This window comes from Bradyrhizobium sp. SZCCHNRI2009 (assembly GCF_032485115.1).
In the GTDB taxonomy this organism is placed as follows: domain Bacteria; phylum Pseudomonadota; class Alphaproteobacteria; order Rhizobiales; family Xanthobacteraceae; genus Bradyrhizobium.
The window spans coordinates 328,613-349,202 of the sequence record NZ_JAUEUH010000008.1; the positions used below are offsets into that span (position 1 = coordinate 328,613).

General features: G+C 66.1%; 22 protein-coding genes. 4 read left to right on the top strand and 18 right to left on the bottom strand.

Features of this window, described 5'->3' with window-relative positions:
• Positions 1–4: 4 nt before the first annotated feature.
• The 5 genes from QX041_RS27095 to QX041_RS27115 form a co-directional block, all read right to left on the bottom strand.
• Entirely contained in the window at positions 5–994 is a 990-nt protein-coding gene (locus tag QX041_RS27095) for a threonine/serine dehydratase (RefSeq protein WP_315753172.1), read from the bottom strand.
• A 47-nt stretch (positions 995–1,041) separates the two neighbouring features.
• Positions 1,042–1,854, bottom strand: coding sequence for a UDP-2,3-diacylglucosamine diphosphatase (locus QX041_RS27100; protein WP_315828168.1), 813 nt, complete (start codon positions 1,852–1,854; stop codon positions 1,042–1,044).
• Positions 1,855–2,046: 192 nt separating this feature from the next.
• Positions 2,047–3,465: a pyruvate kinase gene (pyk, locus tag QX041_RS27105; protein WP_316167133.1), complete on the bottom strand. Its 1,419-nt coding sequence runs from the start codon at positions 3,463–3,465 to the stop codon at positions 2,047–2,049.
• A gap of 155 nt (positions 3,466–3,620) precedes the next feature.
• Entirely contained in the window at positions 3,621–4,694 is a 1,074-nt protein-coding gene (locus tag QX041_RS27110; protein WP_315753175.1) for a tartrate dehydrogenase, read from the bottom strand.
• A 21-nt stretch (positions 4,695–4,715) separates the two neighbouring features.
• Positions 4,716–6,011, bottom strand: a complete 1,296-nt coding sequence (locus tag QX041_RS27115; RefSeq protein WP_316167135.1) for an MFS transporter — start codon at positions 6,009–6,011, stop codon at positions 4,716–4,718.
• A gap of 129 nt (positions 6,012–6,140) precedes the next feature.
• Between QX041_RS27115 and QX041_RS27120 the strand changes: the two genes are divergently transcribed.
• The gene (locus QX041_RS27120; protein WP_315712703.1) at positions 6,141–7,058 is read left to right on the top strand and encodes a LysR family transcriptional regulator; all 918 of its coding nucleotides are present in this window, start codon (positions 6,141–6,143) and stop codon (positions 7,056–7,058) included.
• Positions 7,059–7,079: 21 nt separating this feature from the next.
• Here QX041_RS27120 and glgX read toward each other — a convergent pair whose 3' ends face one another.
• From glgX to QX041_RS27165, 9 genes are all read right to left on the bottom strand, one after another.
• Positions 7,080–9,314, bottom strand: a complete 2,235-nt coding sequence (gene glgX / locus QX041_RS27125) for a glycogen debranching protein GlgX (RefSeq protein WP_316167136.1) — start codon at positions 9,312–9,314, stop codon at positions 7,080–7,082.
• 65 nt (positions 9,315–9,379) lie between these two features.
• Positions 9,380–9,652 carry a DUF3606 domain-containing protein gene (locus QX041_RS27130; RefSeq protein ID WP_316167138.1) on the bottom strand — a complete coding sequence of 91 codons (273 nt, stop codon included), beginning with the start codon at positions 9,650–9,652 and terminating at the stop codon, positions 9,380–9,382.
• A gap of 652 nt (positions 9,653–10,304) precedes the next feature.
• Positions 10,305–10,556: a DUF3551 domain-containing protein gene (locus tag QX041_RS27135; protein WP_315712708.1), complete on the bottom strand. Its 252-nt coding sequence runs from the start codon at positions 10,554–10,556 to the stop codon at positions 10,305–10,307.
• Positions 10,557–10,905: 349 nt separating this feature from the next.
• A complete protein-coding gene (locus QX041_RS27140; RefSeq protein WP_315753179.1) occupies positions 10,906–11,385 on the bottom strand; it encodes a cysteine hydrolase family protein in 480 nt (159 codons plus the stop codon).
• Between the two features lie 1,050 nt (positions 11,386–12,435).
• On the bottom strand, positions 12,436–13,131 hold the full coding sequence (locus QX041_RS27145) for a VIT1/CCC1 transporter family protein (RefSeq protein WP_316167140.1): 696 nt from the start codon (positions 13,129–13,131) through the stop codon (positions 12,436–12,438).
• Positions 13,132–13,191: 60 nt separating this feature from the next.
• The gene (locus tag QX041_RS27150) at positions 13,192–13,740 is read right to left on the bottom strand and encodes a cytochrome b (protein ID WP_316167141.1); all 549 of its coding nucleotides are present in this window, start codon (positions 13,738–13,740) and stop codon (positions 13,192–13,194) included.
• Positions 13,741–13,848: 108 nt separating this feature from the next.
• Positions 13,849–15,267, bottom strand: a complete 1,419-nt coding sequence (locus QX041_RS27155) for a sensor histidine kinase (protein WP_315712714.1) — start codon at positions 15,265–15,267, stop codon at positions 13,849–13,851.
• Entirely contained in the window at positions 15,264–15,929 is a 666-nt protein-coding gene (locus QX041_RS27160; RefSeq protein WP_315712715.1) for a response regulator transcription factor, read from the bottom strand. The genes QX041_RS27155 and QX041_RS27160 overlap by 4 nt, the downstream gene beginning before the upstream one ends.
• A complete protein-coding gene (locus QX041_RS27165; RefSeq protein ID WP_315712717.1) occupies positions 15,930–16,235 on the bottom strand; it encodes a PepSY domain-containing protein in 306 nt (101 codons plus the stop codon).
• A 360-nt stretch (positions 16,236–16,595) separates the two neighbouring features.
• Between QX041_RS27165 and QX041_RS27170 the strand changes: the two genes are divergently transcribed.
• Positions 16,596–16,877, top strand: a complete 282-nt coding sequence (locus QX041_RS27170; RefSeq protein WP_316167143.1) for a hypothetical protein — start codon at positions 16,596–16,598, stop codon at positions 16,875–16,877.
• 33 nt (positions 16,878–16,910) lie between these two features.
• Here the strand turns inward: QX041_RS27170 and arsB are convergent, their stop codons facing one another.
• The 4 genes from arsB to QX041_RS27190 form a co-directional block, all read right to left on the bottom strand.
• A complete protein-coding gene (gene arsB / locus QX041_RS27175; RefSeq protein ID WP_315712719.1) occupies positions 16,911–17,939 on the bottom strand; it encodes an ACR3 family arsenite efflux transporter in 1,029 nt (342 codons plus the stop codon).
• A gap of 4 nt (positions 17,940–17,943) precedes the next feature.
• Entirely contained in the window at positions 17,944–18,471 is a 528-nt protein-coding gene (locus tag QX041_RS27180; protein WP_315753184.1) for an arsenate reductase ArsC, read from the bottom strand.
• Positions 18,464–18,826: a metalloregulator ArsR/SmtB family transcription factor gene (locus QX041_RS27185; protein ID WP_316167144.1), complete on the bottom strand. Its 363-nt coding sequence runs from the start codon at positions 18,824–18,826 to the stop codon at positions 18,464–18,466. The genes QX041_RS27180 and QX041_RS27185 overlap by 8 nt, the downstream gene beginning before the upstream one ends.
• Before the next feature lie 92 nt (positions 18,827–18,918).
• Positions 18,919–19,569, bottom strand: a complete 651-nt coding sequence (locus QX041_RS27190) for a Crp/Fnr family transcriptional regulator (RefSeq protein WP_316167145.1) — start codon at positions 19,567–19,569, stop codon at positions 18,919–18,921.
• Positions 19,570–19,647: 78 nt separating this feature from the next.
• Between QX041_RS27190 and QX041_RS27195 the strand changes: the two genes are divergently transcribed.
• Together QX041_RS27195 and QX041_RS27200 are read left to right on the top strand one after the other, a co-directional pair.
• Positions 19,648–20,127 carry a hypothetical protein gene (locus QX041_RS27195; protein WP_316167147.1) on the top strand — a complete coding sequence of 160 codons (480 nt, stop codon included), beginning with the start codon at positions 19,648–19,650 and terminating at the stop codon, positions 20,125–20,127.
• Positions 20,128–20,230: 103 nt separating this feature from the next.
• Positions 20,231–20,548 carry a metalloregulator ArsR/SmtB family transcription factor gene (locus QX041_RS27200; RefSeq protein ID WP_315712726.1) on the top strand — a complete coding sequence of 106 codons (318 nt, stop codon included), beginning with the start codon at positions 20,231–20,233 and terminating at the stop codon, positions 20,546–20,548.
• Positions 20,549–20,590 lie beyond the last annotated feature (42 nt).

The window sequence follows — 20,590 nt, forward strand, 5'->3', positions numbered from 1 at the left end:
ATCGTCAGGCGATCAGCCTGGCGTAGAGCTCAGCATCGACATTGCCGCCGGACAAAACGATCACCACCGTCTTGCCCGCCACATCCAGCCGGCCGGCCAGCAATGCTGCAAGCCCGACCGAACCGCCGGGCTCGACCACGAGCTTCAGCTCCCGGAAGGCAAAGCCGACCGCGCGCCCCACCTCCTCATCCGAAGCCTCGACCGCGGCCGACAGCAGTTGGCTGTTGATGGCGAAGGTGATCTCGCCTGGAATCGCCGCCATCAGCGCGTCACAGATGGTCCGGCCCTTTGCGTCGTGCGCCTCGCGGTGGCCGGCCCGTAGCGAGCGCGCATGGTCGTCAAAACCCTTTGGCTCGGCCACGACCATCCGGGTGTTGGGAAAGCGCGCCTTGACCGCGGTCGAGACGCCGGCAAGCAGTCCACCGCCCGAAGCCGGGACGATCACCAGATCCGGCGACAGGCCGAGCGCCGCGAGATCTTCGGCGATTTCACGACCGACGGTGCCCTGCCCTGCGATGACGTAGGGATCGTCATAGGGCGGCACCACCGTCGAGCCGCGCTTTGCTGCGATGTCGCGCGCGATCGCTTCGCGGTCCTCGCGATCGCGATCATAGAGCACGACGTCGGCACCGAACGCCTTGGTGCGCTCGCGCTTGGCCGCTGGCGCATCCGAGGGCATCACGATCGTGGCGTCCATGCCCAGCAATGTGGCGGCATGGGCGACGCCCTGCGCATGATTGCCGGAGGAGAATGCGACGACGCCGTTGCCGCGCGCTGCTTGCGGGATCGACGCCAGTTTGTTGTAGGCGCCGCGGAACTTGAACGAGCCGGTCCGCTGCAGCACCTCCGGCTTCACGAAGACGTTCGCTTTGAACCGCTCGTTGAGCACGGGGGCTGGCAGCAGCGGAGTCCGCACGGCCACGGGCGCGAGGACGCGTGCCGCCGCCTCGATGTCGGCGGCGGTCACGGGCAGGATCGGGGAATGAGCTGTCATACCCCTATTTTACCGCGCCCGATTGCCGAGAGGCAAGGGAACCGGTGTCAGGCGGCGCGGGCGGCCAGCTGCGGAACCGGCGCGGGTTGCCGCTGCGGATCGGTCCAGGTCAGGATCTCGAAACGGCCGTCCTCGTGCTCGACCAGCGCCGTGCAGCTCTCGACCCAGTCGCCGCAATTCATGTAGCGAATGCCGTCCTGGTCGCGGATGACGGCGCAATGGATGTGGCCGCAGATCACGCCATCAGCGCCATGCCGCCGCGCCTCCGAGGCCAGCGCCGTCTCGAACGCGCCGATGTAGTTGACGGCGTTCTTGACCTTCTGCTTGGCCCATTGCGACAGCGACCAATAGGGAACGCCGAACATGCGACGGAAGAAGTTGACCAGACGGTTCATCTGGATGGCGAAGTCATAGGCCTTGTCGCCGAGATGGGCGAGCCAGCGCGCATTCTGCACGACCAGATCGAAGATGTCGCCGTGGATCACCAGATAGCGTTTGCCGTCGGTGCCGGTGTGCAAGATGTTCTCGACGACGTCGATGCCGCCGAAATGCGTGCCGTAATAGCCGCGCAGGAACTCGTCGTGATTGCCGGGGACATAGACGATCTTGGCGCCCTTGCGGGCCTTGCGCAGCATCTTCTGCACCAGGTCGTTATGCGACTGCGGCCAATGCCAGCTCGATTTGAGCGCCCAGCCGTCGATGATGTCGCCGACCAGATAGATCGTGTCGGCATCATGGTGACGCAGGAAATCGACGAGGAGATTGGCCTGCGAGCCGCGGGCTCCGAGATGAACGTCCGAGATGAACAACGTCCGAAAGCGCCGAGCCGGGCTTTCTTCACCAGCAGTCTCAAGTCCCATGCGCGCCCACCTAACAGTCCCTGATGACACCGCGATGACGAAACGCCGCACCGGCAGAACCCATCCTGCCGGACCGCGACCGGACACCGCTCGTTTGACGACTCGCGATGTCCCTCGTCACTGCCCCGCGATACCAGCGGGGTGCGACAATCAGGCGACAGGCGGGCAGCGCGAACAGGGAAAATCAGCCTCCTATCTCGGCACGGTGACGACGCGCAGATTGTTGGTGGTGCCGGTCTGCGCGAACGGGATGCCGGCGACGACGACGAGCAGGTCGCCGGCTTCCGCAAACTCCTCCTGCACGGCGAAGAAGGTCGCGCGCTCGACCATCTCCTCGTAGCTCTGCACGTCCTGCGACAGCACGCTGTGCGCGCCCCACAACAGGCACATCCGCCGCGAGGTGTCCTCGTTCGGCGTGATCGCCAGGATCGGCAGGCTCGGCCGCTTGCGCGCAACGCGGGAGGCCGAGGTACCGCTCGACGTATAGGCCACGATCGCCTTGGCGTGGATCGCCGAGGCGAGATCGGCCGCTGCGGTCGCCACCGCATGCGGCGGCGTCTGCTCCTCGCCCGGCTGCGTCGCCTCGACGATCGAGCGGTACATCTTGTGGCCTTCGGTGGCCTTGATGATGCTGTCCATCATCGCCACCGCCTCGCGCGGATATTGCCCGCTGGCGGATTCCGCCGACAGCATCACCGCGTCCGCACCGTCATAGATCGCGGTTGCGACGTCGGAGACCTCGGCGCGCGTCGGCGTCGGCGTCGCGACCATCGAATCCAGCATCTGCGTCGCGACGATCACCGGCTTCACCGCGAGCCGGCAGGCGCGCACCAGCTCCTTCTGCTTGCCCGGCACGTCCTCGTTGGGAATCTCGACGCCGAGATCGCCGCGCGCAACCATGATCGCATCGGAGAGCTGGATGATGTCGTCGATCCGCTCCAGCGCCGCCGGTTTCTCGATCTTGGACATGATGCCGGCGCGGCCATTGATCAGGCCCCTCGCCTCCAGCACGTCGGACGGCTTCTGCACGAACGACAGCGCCACCCAGTCGACGCCGAGGTCGAGCCCAAAGGCAAGATCAGAACGGTCCTTGGCCGTCAGCGGCGATAGCTCCAGAATTGTGCCGGGCAGATTGACGCCCTTGTGATTGGAGATCGCGCCGCTGACGATCACCTTGGCCTCGATCCAGTCGTCGCCGAGGCCGGTGACGCGGACGCGCACGCGGCCGTCATCGATCAGAAGATCGTGACCGGGCGAGACTGCCGCAAAGATTTCCGGATGCGGCAACGGAATCGATGTCTTGTCGCCCTCGGTGCCGTTGAGAACAAATCGAATCGTCTCGCCGGCTTCGACCTGGATCTTCTTGTCGCGCAGCGTGCCGACGCGAATCTTAGGACCCTGCAGATCCATCAAGATGCCGATCGGCCGCTGCATCTCCTTCTCGAGGGCGCGGACCGCGGCATGGACCTTGGCGTGATCGGCCTGGGTGCCGTGACTGAAGTTGAGACGAAAGGTGTCCACACCGGCGAGGAACAGCGCTTTCAGCATCTCCGGAGAATTGCTCGCGGGACCGACAGTCGCGACGATCTTGGCTCGACGGTGACGACGCATGATGTGTCCTTTCTCCTTAAGCCGTGTCTCGCGTCTCTATGACACGCATGTGATTGGCATGCGCGGACGCAGCGGAAGCGCTGATATACGCCCCGCAGCGTCCATTGCAAGCGCGACACGGAACACGCCAGAATTGTGCAAGAGAACAGCACGCCTCAGGCGTTGGAGCCATGGATCGCGTCGATGACGGCGTCGGTCACCTGCTTGGTCGTCGCCGTGCCGCCAACATCGGGGGTCAGGATGCCTGCTGCACAGACTTTCTCGACCGCAGCCATCAGCCGCGCGGCCGCGTCCGTCTCGCCGAGATGCTCGAGCATTTGCGCGCCGGTCCAGAACGTCGCAACCGGGTTGGCGATGCCCTTTCCGGTGATATCGAACGCCGAACCATGGATCGGCTCGAACATCGACGGGAAGCGCCGCTCCGGATCGATGTTGCCGGTCGGCGCCACGCCGAGGCTGCCGGCCAGCGCGCCGGCGAGATCGGACAGGATGTCGGCATGCAGATTGGTCGCGACGATGGTGTCGAGGCTCTTCGGCTGCAGCGTCATGCGCACGGTCATCGCATCGACCAGCATCTTGTCCCAGGTCACGTCGGGGAATTCCCGCGCCACCTCGGCGGCGATCTCGTCCCACATCACCATGCCATGGCGCTGCGCATTCGACTTGGTGACGACGGTGAGGAACTTGCGCGGGCGCGACTGCGCCAACTTGAACGCGTAGCGCATGATGCGGGTGACGCCGACGCGGGTGAAGACCGCGACCTCGGTGCCGACCTCCTCCGGCAGACCGCGATGCGCCCGGCCGCCCATGCCGGCATATTCGCCCTCGGAATTCTCGCGGACGATCACCCAGTCGAGATCGCCGACGCCGACATTGCGCAAGGGCGAGGCCACACCGGGCAGGATCTTGGTCGGGCGGACGTTGGCGTACTGATCAAATCCCTGACAGATCGGCAGCCGCAGGCCCCACAGCGTGATGTGGTCGGGCACGTCGGGAGCGCCGACCGCGCCGAAATAGATCGCGTCGAACTTTTTCAGCTCCGCGAGTCCATCGGCCGGCATCATCACGCCGTGCTTCTTGTAGTAGTCCGAGCCCCAGTCGAAGGTCTTGACGTTGAAGCTGATGTCGCCCGCGCGCTTGGCGAGTGCCTCGAGCACGCGGACGCCTTCGGAGATGACCTCGGGGCCGATGCCGTCGGCGGGAATGGCGGCGATGGAATGGGTGCGCATGAAAGAGCTCCGTTGATGAGGTCAGGACGGCGTGGCTGCTTGGGCCTTCGCACTTTGTGAACGTGACAGCAACAGGGTCAGCACCGCCGATACCACCAGCAGGCCGGCGACAAAATAGAGCCCGCCATTGAAGCTGCCGGTCTGGTCCTTGATCCAGCCGATCATCGCGGGACCGACGAATCCGCCGAGATTGCCGATCGAGTTGATGGTTGCGATGCCCGCCGCGGCGGCCGAGCCGGACAGGAACATGGTCGGCATGCTCCACAGCGGCGGCTTCGAGGAGGAGATGCCGACATTGACGAGCGTGAGCGCAGCGAGGACGGCGGCGACACTGGTCGACAGCCCGGCCAACCAGAGCCCGACGGCTGCGGCCACGCAGGCCCGCACGACGTGCCAGGTGCGCTCGGCGGTACGGTCGGAATGGCGCGCCCACAGGATCATGACGACCACGGCCACGGTCGGTGGCACCGCGTTGAGGAAGCCGACGGTGAAGGACGACAGGCCGAACTGCTTGATGATCTGCGGCGCCCAGACGCCGAGCGTGTAGAGGCCGGCCGAGGTGCCGAAATAGACCAGCGCGAGCGCCAGCACGCGGATGTCGGCCAGCCCGCGCCAGATGCTGTGGCTCGCGGTGGCGGCCTTGCTCGCCACCTCTGCATTCATGGTGCGCACCAGCCAGTCGCGCTCGTCGTCGGCGAGCCAGCGGGCCTGCTCCGGACGATCGGTCATGTAGGCGAGCACGACGAAGCCGAGCAGCACCGCCGGCAGCGCCTCGATCAGGAACAGCCACTGCCAGCCCTTGAAGCCGAGAATGCCGTCCATCTCCAGCAGCGCGCCGGAAACCGGAGAGCCGAGAACCGTGGAGAGCGGCGCGGCGGCCATGAACAGCGCGGTGACGGCTGCGCGCTGGCGCGCCGGGAACCAGTAGGAGAGATAGAGGATGATTCCGGGGAAGAAGCCTGCTTCCGCAGCCCCAAGCAGGAAGCGCAGCACGTAGAAGCTCGTCGGTCCCTGTACGAACGCCATCGCGCCGGAGACGAGGCCCCAGGTGATCATGACCCGCGCGATCCAGATGCGCGCGCCGAACTTGTCCAGCGCGAGGTTGGAGGGGACCTCGAACAGGAAATAGCCCCAGAAGAAGATGCCGGCGCCGAACCCATAGGCCGAGGCTGACAGCCCGATGTCCTTGTTCATGGTCAGCGCTGCGAAGCCGACGTTGACGCGGTCGATGAAGGCTACGAAATAGAGCAGCATGATGAAGGGCACGATGCGCAACGTGATCCTGCGCAGCACGCGCGTTTCCAGCTCTCCGGCCATCGTCACCTCCCTGTCCCGTCTTGTCGTTGATCTGACAAGCGTAGGCGTCGAACCAGGCCGGCTTCAATGCTCGCATCATTATACAAAAAAATGATATAATCCGGCCCATCGCCTCTTCAGGACCCCACCATGGAATTGCACCAGCTCCGCTGCTTCGTGGCCGCCGCCGAGGAACTGCATTTCGGCAAGGCGGCGCAGCGGCTGCAGATGCTGCCCTCGGCGCTCGGACGCCAGATCAAGCTGCTGGAGGAGGATCTCGCGACCCCGCTGTTCGCGAGGACCACGCGCGCGGTGTCGCTGACCGAGCACGGCACGACCTTGCTGCGCGATGCCCGGGCGATCCTGGCCCGTGTCGAGGCGGTCGAAACCGGCTTCCGCCGCCGTACCCGAAGCACGAAGGCGCAGCGGCTGCGCGTCGGCGCCATCGACAGCGCGGCCGCCGGGCTGCTGCCGCAATTGCTGCACGATTTTCGCGCGCGGCATCCCGACATCGCGGTGCAGCTCACGGAAGAGAAGACGATCCGGCTGCTGCCCAGGATCCTGTCCGGCGCGCTCGACCTCGCCTTTGTCAGGCCGCCCGAGCGCACCGATATGAGGCTCGAATTCCGCGCGCTGCTCAGCGAGAGCGCCGTGGTGGCCCTGCCGCAGCGGCACCGGCTGGCCTCGCGTGCTGTGGTCTCGCTCGCCGACATCGCCGACCAGCCGCTGATCGTCCCGGACCGCCGGTCGCGGCCGCACAGCCACGACCTCACCATGAAGCTGTTCGCACAGGCCGGGCTGTCGCCGGCTATCGCGCAGTTCGCCGATGAGAAGCAGACCATCGTGCATCTCGTCGCCGCGCGGCTCGGCATCGCCATCGTGCCGCGCTGGACCTCGCGGCTCGCGGTCTCCGGCGTCCGCTTCGTGCCGCTGCGGATGACACGCGGCAGCACCGCCGGACGGCTTCCGCTCGCGGCCGTCTGGCTGCGCGGCTCGCGCGATCCGGCGCGCGAGGCCATGCTCGGCGTGCTCGACGCGAGGCTTGCGAAATACGCCCGCGGTGCCTGACCGCAAAATCCGCCGAACATCCTACCCCAGCGGCGCCTCCGCGACGTCGAGCAGCGCGCCGAGGCCATGGCGCAGGCCGCGCATCGGCTGCTGCTCCGACGACAGGCCGAAGGCCAGCAGCGATCGCCCGGTCACCGCGTAGACGTGGCCGAACGGGAACGACTGCGGCTGAGCATCCGGCTGGTTGGTGTCGAGCAGCGCCAGCCAATTGTGGCCTTCGGGCACGGACGGAAGCGTGAAGTTCACGACGTCGAAATGCGCGTTGTAGACCAGCAGGAGCGTCGCATCCGAGCCACGCCGCTTGACGCCGGTCTCCTGGGCGCGGCCGTCGAGCAGCATGCCGAAGCAACGCGCGTGATCGTCGGTCCACTGCTCCGTCGTCATCTCCTCGCCCGACGGGTCGAGCCAGGTCACGTCGTTGACGCCGAGGTCCTCATTGTGCGAGCCGATCAGGAAGCGGCTGCGATAGAGGATCGGAAACGCCTTGCGCATGGCGATCAGCTTGCGCGTGAATTCGCGCAACGCCCGCCCCTGCGGCGTGATGCCCATCCAGTCGAGCCAGGTGGTCTCATTGTCCTGCGCATAGGCGTTGTTGGTGCCGTTCTGGGTATGGCCGAACTCGTCGCCGGCAAGCAGCATCGGCGTGCCGTGCGACAGCAGCATCGTGGCGAGGAGATTACGCTTCTGCCGCTCCCGCAACGCGGTGATCTCGGGGTCGTCGGTCGGTCCTTCGACGCCGCAATTCCAGGAGTGGTTGTTGCTGTGGCCGTCGCGATTATCCTCGCCATTGGCCTCGTTGTGCTTGTCGTTGTAGGAGACGAGGTCGTTGAGGTTGAAGCCGTCATGCGCGGTGATGAAGTTCACGCTCGCCCAGGGCCGGCGGCCGCGCTTGTTGAACAGGTCGCCCGAGCCCGAGATGCGCTTGGCGAAATCGGCGAGCGTGCCGCCGTCGCCCTTCCAGAATGCCCGCGCGGTGTCGCGAAACTTGTCGTTCCACTCCGCCCAGCCCGGCGGAAACTGGCCGACCTGATAGCCGCCGGGACCGATGTCCCAGGGCTCGGCGATCAGCTTGACGCTCGACAGCACCGGGTCCTGACGACAGGCATCCAGGAAACTGCCGCCCTCGTCGAAGCCATAGGGCTCGCGCGCCAGGATGGTGGCGAGGTCGAAGCGGAAGCCGTCCACCCGCATCTCGGTCGCCCAATAGCGCAAGGAGTCCGCGACGAGCTGCAGCACGCGCTGGTGCGACAGGTTCACCGTATTGCCGGTGCCGGTGTCGTTGATGTAGTAGCGTTTCTGGTCCGGCATCAGCCGGTAGTAGCTGGCATTGTCGATGCCTTTGAACGACAAGGTCGGCCCGAGCTCGTTGCCTTCGGCGGTGTGGTTGTAGACCACGTCGAGGATCACCTCGATGCCGTTGGCGTGGAACTGGTTGACCATGGTCTTGAATTCGGTCGCGAACGGCGTCTTCAGATAGCGCGGCTCCGGCGCAAAGAATCCGATCGAATTGTAGCCCCAGTAGTTGCGCAGGCCCTTTTCGACCAGATAGCTGTCATCGATGAAGGCGTGGATCGGCAATAGCTCGGCCGAGGTGATGCCCAGGGAGCGCAGATAGGCCGGAATGTCCTGGTGCGCGAGACCGGCGAAGGTGCCGCGGTCGGCTTCGGGCACCATTGGATGCAGCTTGGTGAACCCCTTGACGTGCATCTCGTAGAAGATCGTCCGCTCCCACGGAATTTCCGGCTTGCGCGAGCCTCCCCAGGTGAAGGCGGGATCGATGACCCGGCACTTCAGCATCAAGGGCGCACTGTCTCGGTCGTCGAACGACAGATCCTTGTCGGCGTGATCGAGCCGATAGCCGAACAGCTCCGGCCCCCAGCGCAGGTTGCCGACGAGCTGCTTGGCATAGGGGTCGATCACGAGCTTGTTGGGATTGAACCTGTGACCGGCGTCCGGCTCGTAGGGTCCGTGCACGCGATAGCCATACACCGTGCCGGGCCGCGCGGCCGGCAGGTAGCCGTGCCAGACCTCGTCGGTGTATTCGGGCAGCTCGATGCGCTCGAGCTCGGTCTCGCCGGTGTCGTCGAACAGACACAGCTCGACCTTGGTCGCATGCGCGGAAAAGATCGCAAAGTTGACGCCGAGCCCGTCCCAGGTCGCGCCGAGAGGAAACGGACGGCCTTCGCTGATCCTGGTCTTGCGCAGATTGAACGCCGCCTGCGTCAAAGCGTCACCGAGGTCGGTGCGTTGGTCCATCCTTTGCCCCCTTCGTCCGAGTCCCCAGATCGATTGCCGGGGGTCTCGATGATCAGCGTCGATTGCTAGGTTGCCGCTGGCGTCTCGTCCGGCACGATGACTTCCGCCTTGGTCTCGGTCACCGTCACCGAGGCGATCACGGCTCCTTCCGGCGCAGCCTTCGCGGCCCGCTGCTGCGTGACTTCCTTGGTGATGGCTGCGATGGAGTTGCCAATGCGTTCGACCATCTCGGTCAATTCCCCGGGCGACATCTTCAGACGCTTGGTCACGACGCGGACCTGGGCCTGATCGGTCATGTCGAGCTTGTTGCGGGACGGCTGAATCTTCTGACGGCGCATCGGGAGTCCTCCTGCATGCCAGCTAACCTTGGCTGCGGAATTTGGTTCCCGCGACCGGCTCCCTCCCCCCTGGGCATCGCCATGAAGACGTGCGTCACTGCTCTCGCGGCGCCATGCGCCCGAGTGATGTCATCGGTGTTGCCCCCTGATCGGGCAGAGGGCGCAGGGAATGCCGGGAGCTGGCCGCCCCCATGGCCCGCCTGCAGAAAAAAAGCAGGCGGCAGTCACCACAGGTTCAGCCGAGACATCCCGGCATTCCCCGCGCGATGGTTTTCACGCTTACTTCGCGATCTCCCCGGTGTCCGGCTTGGTAGCCACCGTCGCCCTCGGGATCATCGCCCGACGACTTGGCGCCAGCATCGGGGCGCCAGGACCACGCGACTTCGCGTCCGCAAGCTGCCGTTCGTCCGCGCAAGTCGCCCCACGCTGCGGCACCCTGCAGCCACCGCATCCCGCACCCAACGTTCCGTGACGATCGCGAAGCGCCCCTCTCGAGGAGCACGGGACGGCGACAATCAAGCACGTATTCTGAAAACTAGCAATCGATTTATTTTTCTCAGAATGAAGACCGGATCCAATCAGCCGAGCAAGCATCGGATGGCACGTGCCAGCTCCGTTGAAGCTTGGGGTGTTGTCAGACCGCAACCGGCGCCTATCGGGGAGGCCGACGGCGGCTTGGCTCCGGCGGGCGTTGTGCATAGGGGTTCGGCAAGCACATGGCCGAAAGGCCCGCAGCCCCCGCTCTACACGCCTCCCACGACCGATACTGGCACGAGATTGTGCTGGAACCGCCCCATTCCCATGTCTGGAGGCACACCGGATCATTGCCATCGAACCGCTGAGCTGCGGCCGGAGCGGTTGCAAGCACGATGATCGAAGTCATGAGGAGAAGCGCGCGCATCATCACACATCATGGCATGAGGCTGACCAATCCGAAAGGGTCTGCCGGCGCGGCCACGTCCACGCGGGCTTGATCTGCAGGCGCGGCGGGTTTCGGTATCCGCGTTGTCAGGTGACCATCTCTTGCTCCGGTGCACACGCCCGCCGACCGAAGCTGATGGGGGGCTGCCCGCCGACGTATGGCTGTCCTGGGTGAAGCCGACCAGCCTTCCTCGACAGCGCCCCGAATCAGACATGGTCGGTCTGAGCGTCCCTGTATTCCTGTGATGCAATGGTCTCCGCTCAGTATTGTTAGTTGTAGTGAACCTCGCTCCCCCAAACACTTTGCGGTTTGTCCGTTCCAACGCGGTGGTCTAGATCTGCAATTCACTAGGCTCGCTCAGCACGCATCCAAAATGATGTTTCCAGAGCTTAGCTCCTAAGGTAGCTGATCGATCGAGGGACGACCCTACGCTGAGCCACTTCAGGAGCGTCGGCCTTAGGCCTGCGTCAAACAGCATGAAGCCCGCAGCCAGACAGCAGGTGTCGGCTTGTATGCCGCAGACGAGCACTCGGTCCACAGCAAGGTCCTTTAGATAGTCAATGGCGGCCTTAGGCGGAAGATAGCCGTGCTTGATAAAGACCTTGTCAGCAGGCACCAAACACTTGTCGTTTGCACTGGGGGTCCAGCCCAACTGACCTAGAAAGGGCGTGACGGCCTCGTTATGCCGTTCCACGGTGGCTATCGTAGGAACCTTCCGTGTGAGCTCGGTGATACCCGCGACGATCGCATCGGGCACATGAAAGCTCGGCTGAACATCAACTACGAGCAATGCTTGCTTCGAGAGATCCAACTCGTCACCTGTTTGCGGCGGTTTGCATCACGGCCGTGCGCGCACGCATTCTGACAGGAGTCAATCTTATGCGAAAGCGTCTCATCAAGCCGAGCAGGATTCCGCTTGTGGCCAAAGCCGCCGCATCCCGACCAAGACGATCGGCTCTCTGGCCTAAAGCTGAGCTATGCCGATTCAAGGCTGACAAATGGTCTCAACCCAACGCCGTCGTCAGGACGCTACGGCAGAGCGTCTCCATATCCGCAGGGCACCAAAGATCTCGAACTCGGGTAAAGCCCTTTGCCGCAGACGATGCTGCCGTAGGGTGGGCAAAGCGACGCCAAAGGCGGCGCGTGCCCACCATCGGCGGCGCTGGGTGCGGGCGGTGGACACGGCGCGCGCGAAAGCTCGCCCGACAAGACTGCAACGCGGCGCGCCGTTGCCCACCCTACACGGTCCCTCGTTAATCCAGCGCGCCATCAATCTTGACGCGGCACCGAGCTGGCGAAGCGGCGCGTGACTACCGTGCATCCGCGCCAACGCGCCTGCCCCAAACGGCTCCCTCGGTTTATGGGTCCCGGCGTTCGCCGCGACGACACCGTGCTCGTTGATCCAACGTGCCACCGTTCTTGACGCTTGCGTCGAGATGGCACGCCCTGCCGTCAGGCCGCGCGCGCCCACCATTGCCACCGCCCGAATGTGGTGGGCACGATGCGACGCGGCGTTGTCGCTTATGCTTCCTGGTCCCCGATGGATTGACGATCTACGTGGAATGGTCCTGCACGCACGGATGCAAGTGCGCTTGGCAACTCTCCCCTCGTCGTCATTCCGGGGCGCGCGTCAGCGCGAGCCCGGCATCCATACTCAGGATGCCCGTAGGGCCCGAGAAGCTCGTCGCCGCCGTCACGCACGCCACAGCAATTCGTGGTTATGGATTCCGGGCTCATCGCTTCGCGATGCCCCGGAATGACGTGGGGATATATCTTGGGTGCGGTGGGCAAAGTGACGTGCGGACGCGTTGCGCCGCATGGCACGGGCTCGCGAATGTCGCAGCCGCAATCCTGTCCCGCCCTACCCGAACAGATGCGCCAGCCAGAACGCGGCGCCGGCGGCGAGGCCGCCGACCAGCGCGGTCTGCAGCGCAGACTTGATCTTGTTGACGCCGGTGAAGTGGCCCTTGATGGCGCCGAAGATCAGGAGCGCGATGCCGGTCGCGATCACGGAGATCCGGAGCGCGGACGAGATGTCTTGGGCCAGCATGTAGGGGATCAGCGGGATCAGGCCGCCGATCACGTAGGAGCCGCCGATGGTCACGGCGCTGACCGGCGCACGTTTCGGATCCGGGCGTTCGAGACCGAGCTCGAAGCGCATCATGAAGTCGACCCAACGCTTGCGATCGGACGCGATGGCGTCGACCACGGTGGTCAAGGCCTGGCCTTCGAGACCATAGCCGCGAAAGATCGCGGCGACCTCCTCGACCTCGCGGCCGCGAAGATGCTCGATCTCGTCATGCTCCCGCGTCTCCTCGGCGGCATAATGCTCGGCGTCGGAGCGGGCGGCGAGATAGCCGCCGAGCCCCATCGCGATCGCGCCGGCGACGACCTCGGCGAGGCCGGCCGTGACGATCACGTCGGTCTTGGCGACCGCCGCCGAAAGACCGGCGGCGAGCGCGAAGGGCACGGTGAGCCCGTCGGCCATGCCGATCACGACGTCGCGGACGACCTCCGACGAAGTGAAGTGCTTTTCGATGTGCGGCGTTGCCGGCATGGCGGCCTCCGATGGCGTGATCGACGGAGGCCTTTTAGCAGGCCCGGATGACAGGGCCTATCACCGCAGTCCCGGCACCATCCGCCGCAGGGTGCGATCGTGCAGCCAGTAATGGTGCAGCAAGGCAGCGCCTGCGTGCAGGCCGATCAGGATCATCAGGCCATTGGCCAGCGCCTCGTGCATCTCCTTCATGTCGTGGGCGAAGCCGCGGTCGCCGACCCAGGGTGAGGCGATCTCGAACAGGCCGAACACCGGCAAGCCGTAGCCGCGGGCAAACTGGGTGACGATGCCGAGGACCGGAATGGCGAACATGATGCCATAGATCAGCAGATGCGTGATCTCGCCGACATGAACCGTCCACGGGCCGAGTTTGGTCGCTGCAGGCGCCGGCGGCGGATCGGCCAGACGCCAGGCCAGGCGCGCCAGCGCGAAGCCCAGCATCGCCAGCCCGAGCGAGACGTGCATGAACAGGCCCGTGTCATGAGAGGGACGCGGCAGCATGTCGCCGAGATGGCCTGAAATCCAGGCCGCCGGCACCAGCACGGCGACGATCCAGTGCAGTGCGATCGCGACGGAGCCATACGTCTTGGCGGAGTTTCGAATACGCATGATCAGCTTCCTTCGGCCATTTGGCCCCGCTGCCGGCAAGCCGGAGCGCGGGGTGGTAGGACCGGAGGAGATAGCTGACCGGGGGCGTCGCGCCGCTGACGCGGGATGTCAGCCTGCTGTCAGAATGGACGGCGCCGGGGTGGCCTGGGACGTCGCAGGCTGCGGCCAGCGGAGTGCCGAGACGATGGCCGGCGCGATCGTGATCCTGGCGCCGCCGAGCTGGGAACGGCCGATCTGCAGCCGCCAGCCATAGGCTTCGAGCACGTCCTGCACGATCGCGAGCCCCAGCCCGCTGCCCGGCCCCTGCTCGTCGAGGCGGCCGCCGCGCTCGAGCACGCGGCCGATCTTCGCGTCCGGAATGCCCGGACCGTCGTCCTCGACAGTGACGATCAGAGGGGTCGCACTGGCGACGATGCGAACCGTGCTCGCCGCATGACGCGCGGCGTTCTCCAAGAGATTGCCGAGCACCTCGGCGAGATCCGTCCGATCCATGCCGACGCGCAGGCTTGGGGGCACCTGGCCATCGAAGCTGACATGGGCGGCCGCCGGCGTGCGGCCGAGCGTCCCGAGCAGCGCATTCACCAGGGGCGCCAGCTCGGTCGCGGCCTCCGGCCCGCCGCGGGCCTTGCCGCGCAGCCGCGCCAGCGCCAGCTCGCGATCGACCTGCCGGCTCATCGCCTCGGCGACATCCTCGACATTGCGCGCCAGCTCGAGCTGGCCGAGCTCCCTCAACCGCGCGGCGTCGGCCGCGAGTGCGGCGAGCGGCGTCTTGAAGCCGTGGGCGAGATCGGCCGCACGGCTGCGCGAGCGCATGATCTCGCGGCTCTGCGCATCAAGCAGCGCGTTGACCTCGTCGACCAGCGGCGCCACCTCGGTCGGCACGTCCACGGGAAGATGCTGGCGCCGACCGCTGCGGATCTCGGCGACGCCACGGCGCAGCACGCCGAGCGGACGCAGGCCAAGCGTGACCTGAACCGACGTGCCGACGGCGAGGATGACGGCCAGCACGGCGAGCGCGATCGATAGATCCTTGGCGAAGGTCCGCACCGCGCTGGTGGCGCCGTCGAGGTCGTAGGCCACGGCCGCGCGCACGCGGATCTGGCTTTCCGGATTCATCAGGATGCCGCGCTCGGCGACCAGCACGTGTTCGCCATCCGGCCCGGCGAGCTCATGCTGATGCACGTCGCTCGGTCCGGGCTCGTCGATCGGCAGCGGCAGGATGGTGTCCCACAGCGAGCGCGAGCGCAGCAACTGGCCGTGATCGTCCGAGATCTGCCAGTACAGCCCCGACAGCGGGACCACGAAGCGCGGATCGGCTGGCGGCCGCGCGACCACGATGCGCCCTTCCGCATCGACCTCGAGGCCGTTCAGCAATTGGCGCAGGTGAATGTCGAGATCGGAGGCGAGCGTCCGCGCGACGTGGCGCTTGAACAGCACGACCATGCCGAAGCCGGCGACGCCGAGCGCGACCAGCAGCGCGATGGTGCCCGCCGCCACCAGCCGCAGCCGCAGCGAGCCGAGCCTCATTCCGCCGTCTCCGGGATCATGTAGCCGAAGCCGCGGCGGGTCTCGATGATCTCGGCGCCGAGCTTCTTGCGGACGCGCCGGATCAGCACCTCGAGCGCGTTGGAGTCGTGCTCGTGGCCGAGGCCGTAGACGTTCTCCTCCAGCTCATGCTGCGGCACGACGCGGCCGCTCTGCCGCAGCAGATAGGCGATCAGCCGGTATTCGAGCTGCGACAGCGTCACCGGCACGCCGGACAGGCTGACCTTCATCTGGCGCTCGTCGAGCGCCAGATCGCCGGACGAGAGCACCGGCGCCGCATGGCCGGCGGAGCGCCTCACGATCGCGCGCAGCCGCGCCAACAGCTCTTCATTGCGAAACGGCTTCGGCAGGTAGTCATCGGCGCCGGCGTCGATGCCATCGACCCGCTCCGCCCAGCTCGCGCGCGCGGTCAGGATCAGCACCGGCACGTGCCGCCCGGCGCCGCGCCAGCGCTTCAGCACCGACAACCCGTCCATGCCGGGGAGGCCGAGATCGAGGATCACGGCGCCATAGTCCTCGGTGTCGCCGAGAAACCAGGCCTGCTCGCCGTTGTCGGACGTTTCGACCAGATAGCCCGCCGCCTGAAGCGTCCGGGCCAGGTCGGACGCCAGCCGCGGATCATCCTCGACCAGCAGCACTCGCATCTATTTTTCCTCGATCCGTTCGATCTCGCCGCTGCGCGCATCGACATAGACCTCGCGCACGCGGCCATCGCGGCCGATCACCCGAAACTCATAGCGCCAGCGGCCCCGCTGGCGGTCGACATCGATTCCCATCACGTCGCCGGCGACCCGGCCGCGCAATCGCGGCAGGATCTCCGATAGCGGCAGGACGTCGCCCGCCTCGACGGCGCGACGCACGGCGTCACGGCGCTCGCGATCGTCCTCGCGCGCCACCGTCGCCGCGGATGCCGCCGTCGAGATCAGCATCGCAAATACCGTGATGCGCATGAACCGTCCGATTTGAGGCAAATGCATGATCTTCCCGGGGCCTGACGCTCTGATCTTCAAAGCTCGTCGTGATTTGTTGCGCTCTCGCCACTGTGTTCGAATTGCGGAGGTCGACTTGCGGGGGTCGACTTGCGGAGCGTTCGCAAATGCTAAGGAGCTGGTGCGGATTTTAGTTTGAACTTCCGATGTCGGAATTGCGCTCAGGCCGATGCGGGGGTGGGAAATTCCAAGGGATCGGCATCCTGCCCGAGACAAGCTGACGTCTCGCTGACTCAACCTGACAGGATGCTGTCACGCTCGTTGCGACATCATCGCGTCCGGACGGAGCGAGCCGGGGGCGCGGTGAGTTCGGAGACGAGAATGCGTAAGACGATGACATTGGCAGCCGTGCTGGCGGGGCTGGGCGGCCTCTTGGCCATGTCACAAGCCAGCCGGAACGCAGCGCCCACGCTGGTGCCGGTGGCCCGTGCCGTTGACGGCGGTCTTGGAGCTGATCTTGGAGTTGGTCTTGGAGCTGGTCTTGGAGCCTACCCGCATCTTGCGGCGCTGCATGCGCGGGCCGAAGGCGAGCCGCTGAGCTACGAGCCGGCCCGCCGGGAGCGCGAAGGCGACGACGACGATCAGGACGAGTCGCGGCGGTGAGGCAAACCGGCTCTGCCGAAGCACTGACCGGAGCTAAGCCGGCAGTCCCGCTTCGTACCAGCGACGCGTCGCCCTGACGATGCGCACGACCGAGAGCATCACGGGGACTTCGACGAGAACCCCGACGACGGTCGCGAGCGCAGCCCCCGAGTCGAGCCCGAACAGGCTGATCGCGGCGGCAACCGCCAGTTCGAAGAAATTGCTGGCGCCGATCAAGGCGGCCGGAGCCGCGACGCACCAGGCCACGCCGAGCCGGCGGCTCAGCCAATAGGCGATCCCCGCGTTCAGATAGACCTGGATCAGGATCGGCACGGCCAGGATCGCGATGACGACCGGCTGCTTCAGGATCTGCTCGCCCTGGAAGCCGAACAGCAGCACGAGCGTACCGAGCAGCGCCACGAGCGAGACCGGTTGCAGTACCCGCAAGGTGCGCTCCAATGCCCCGTCCGTGCTACGCAGCAACGCCCGGCGCCAGAGTTGCGAGACGATGACCGGCACGACGATATAGAGCAGCACCGACAGCAGCAGGGTGGTCCAGGGCACCGAGATCGAGGCGACGCCGAGCAGCAGGCCCACCAGCGGCGCAAACAGGAACACCATGATGACGTCGTTGAGCGCGACCTGGCTCAGCGTGTAGTGCGGTTCGCCGTCGCACAGATTCGACCAGACGAACACCATCGCCGTGCACGGCGCCGCCGCCAGCAGGATCAGACCGGCCACGTAGGACGACAACTGGCCTGCGGGAAGCATCGGCGCGAACACGTGGCCGATGAAAACGCTGCCGAGCAGAGCCATCGAAAACGGCTTGATCGCCCAGTTCACGACCAGGGTGACGCCGATGCCCCGCCAATGCTCCTTCACGTTGCCGAGCGCCGCGAAATCGATCTTCAGCAGCATCGGAATGATCATCAGCCAGATCAGAGCCGCGACCGGCAGATTGACCCGCGCCACCTCCGCCGACGCGACAGCCGCGAACAGCCCCGGCATCAGATGGCCGAGACCGATGCCGACGATGATGCAGAGCAGGACCCAGACCGTCAGATAGCGCTCGAAGATCGTCATCGGATCAGGCCACGTCGGAGCGGAACGACGTTGCGCCCTCGCCCGTCCCGATCTCGCGCAGCCGCGTGCCCAGCGACATCGAATCGATGCGACCGAGCGGCAGATTGATGAAGGCGTCGATCCGGTTCTTCAGATAGCGGAAGGCGGTCGTGAACGCCGCGAGCTTCGCCAGCTCCGTGCCTTCGGCCGCCGCCGGATCCTCGATGCCCCAATGCGCAGTCATCGGCTGCCCCGGCCAGATCGGACACGCCTCGCCGGCGGCGTTGTCGCAGACCGTGAAGACGAAATCTATCGCCGGCGCGCCGGCGGCGGCGAACTCACTCCAGCTCTTCGAGCGCAGATCGTCGGTCGGATAGTCCATGCGCGCGAGCGTCTCGAGCGCCAACGGATGCACCGCGCCCTTCGGCGTGCTGCCGGCGGAAAAAGCGTGGAAGCGGCCCGCGCCGTCCTTGCGCAGGATCGACTCGGCCAGCACCGAGCGTGCCGAATTTCCGGTGCAGAGGAACAATACATTGTAGATGCGGTCAGACACGGCTCTTCTCCTTGCGCTTCGGCGGACAGCACGGGGTGAGACTTGCGATGACGGGCGCGCAGACCTCCGGCCGGCCGCCGCAGCAGTCCTGCAGCAGAAACAGCGCGACCTTCTGAAACTGCTTGAGATCGGCCCGGTAGACGATCGAGCGGCTGTGCCTGATCGAACTGACGAGGCCGGCGCGCGCCAGCACGGACAGATGCGCCGACAGCGTGTTCTGCGGCACCTCCAGCAGACGTGCGAGCTCGCCGGCCGGCAGACCGTCGGGCTCGTGCTGCACCAGGGTGCGAAAGGCCTGCAGGCGCGTCGGCTGCGCCAGCGCCGCCAAGGCCAGAACGGCTTGCTCGTTTTCCATATATCCAGAACTATCGATATGATGATCCGGCGTCAAGGCTGACGAGTTCGAATGGTCAGTGTCGACGATCGGGAGACGCGGCGCCCGAAGGCTCACCGCAAGCGCAGGCGGGTGCCATCGACGGTGAGCTCGCCGTCCCGTTCCATGCGTGCCAGCGCACGATAGAGCGCCTCATGGGTGACGCCGAGCTCGGCGGCCCAGTCCTTCTTCGACCGGCCGAGCTCGACCTCGACGCCCTCCCCCTCGGTCTCGATGAAATGCACGATCCGCTCGCGCGCCGTCTTCAGGCTGAGCCGCTCCGACTGCGCCCGGACCTTGCGCAACTCGCGGGCGAGATGATCGCACCATCGGTCCCCGATCTCGGGACGACGCAACGCTTCGGCGAAGGCCTTGCGGTCGATCGCGAGCAGCGCTGAGTCCTGTGTCGCGACGGCGTCGCAATGATACGTTGACTGATCGAGGCTGGCCTCGGCGAGAAAGCCCCGGCGGGCCCGCTGCAGGACGATGTCGTCGCCGGCGCGCGAGCGGCGCACCAGCCTCACCTCGCCGGTCAGCACGAAGAACATCGCCCGCGGCCGATCCCCCCGGCAGAACACCGTGCCCTGGCGCGGCACCTGGATGCGCCGGGTCTGCAACCGCGCGGCCGCGGGCAGCGCGGCGAGCAACGGCGACAGCCGTGCAAGAGCGCGCCAGTCGAGCGACGGGCGCGTGCCCTCGGGCGAGAGATGGAAGGTCCTCGGCATATGATCAGGATCATATGCGCCGCCCGGCTGCGCGGTCTAGGGAAGACGCCACCGCGTTCGCCCGAATGGGAGGTCCTCATGCGCCTGCGTCTCGCCGCCATCACGCTGGCCCTTGTTGCGTCCGCCGGCATCGCCACGGCGCAGCACCACGGCCATCACGACCACGGCAGCCATGGGGCGCTTCCGCCAGACCAGCGCGAGCGGGTGGCGTTTCCGCCCGATCTCGCCGAGCACACCCTCGCCAACATGCGCGACCATCTGCTGGCGCTGCAGCAGATCAACGACGCGCTTGCGGCGGGCGAGCCGGACAAGGCCGGCCAGATCGCCGAGCAACGCCTGGGCATGAGCTCGCTGCGGCTGCACGGCGCCGCCGAGGTCGCCGGGTTCATGCCCCAGGGCATGCAGGAGGCCGGCACCGCCATGCACAAAGCGGCGAGCCGCTTCGCCATCGAAGCGCAGAATGCGGGTGTGACCGGCGACCTCAAGCCGGCGCTGAAGGCGCTCGGCCAGACGATGGCGGCCTGCGTCGGCTGCCATGCCGGCTACCGGCTGCGATAGCGCGCCGGACAACCGACCGCGCGCGGCGCGCACTCATGGATATTTCCAATATTCTAGAAATATCGTTTGACTCCGGCGGGCCGCATGCCGCATCCTCCTCACCATGAAGCTCGATGACGCCGCTGCCCGCCTGGAAGCCCTCGGCAACACCACGCGCCTGAAGATCTACCGCGCGCTGGTGCGCGCCGGGCATGCCGGGATGCCGGTCGGCCGGCTGCAGGAGCGGCTGAAGGTCCCGGCCTCCACGCTGTCGCACCACGTCAAGACGCTGGTCGCGGTCGGGCTGATCTCGCAAATGCGCGAGGGCACGACGCTGGTCTGCCATGCCGAATATGACGTGATGCGCTCCCTGCTCGGCTTTCTCGTCTCAGAATGCTGCGTCGAGGAGCGCGACTGCGGCACCGCGAGGCCGGCGGCCTGATGATTTCGCCCTTTAATTCGATTATTCTAGAAGTATAGGAGG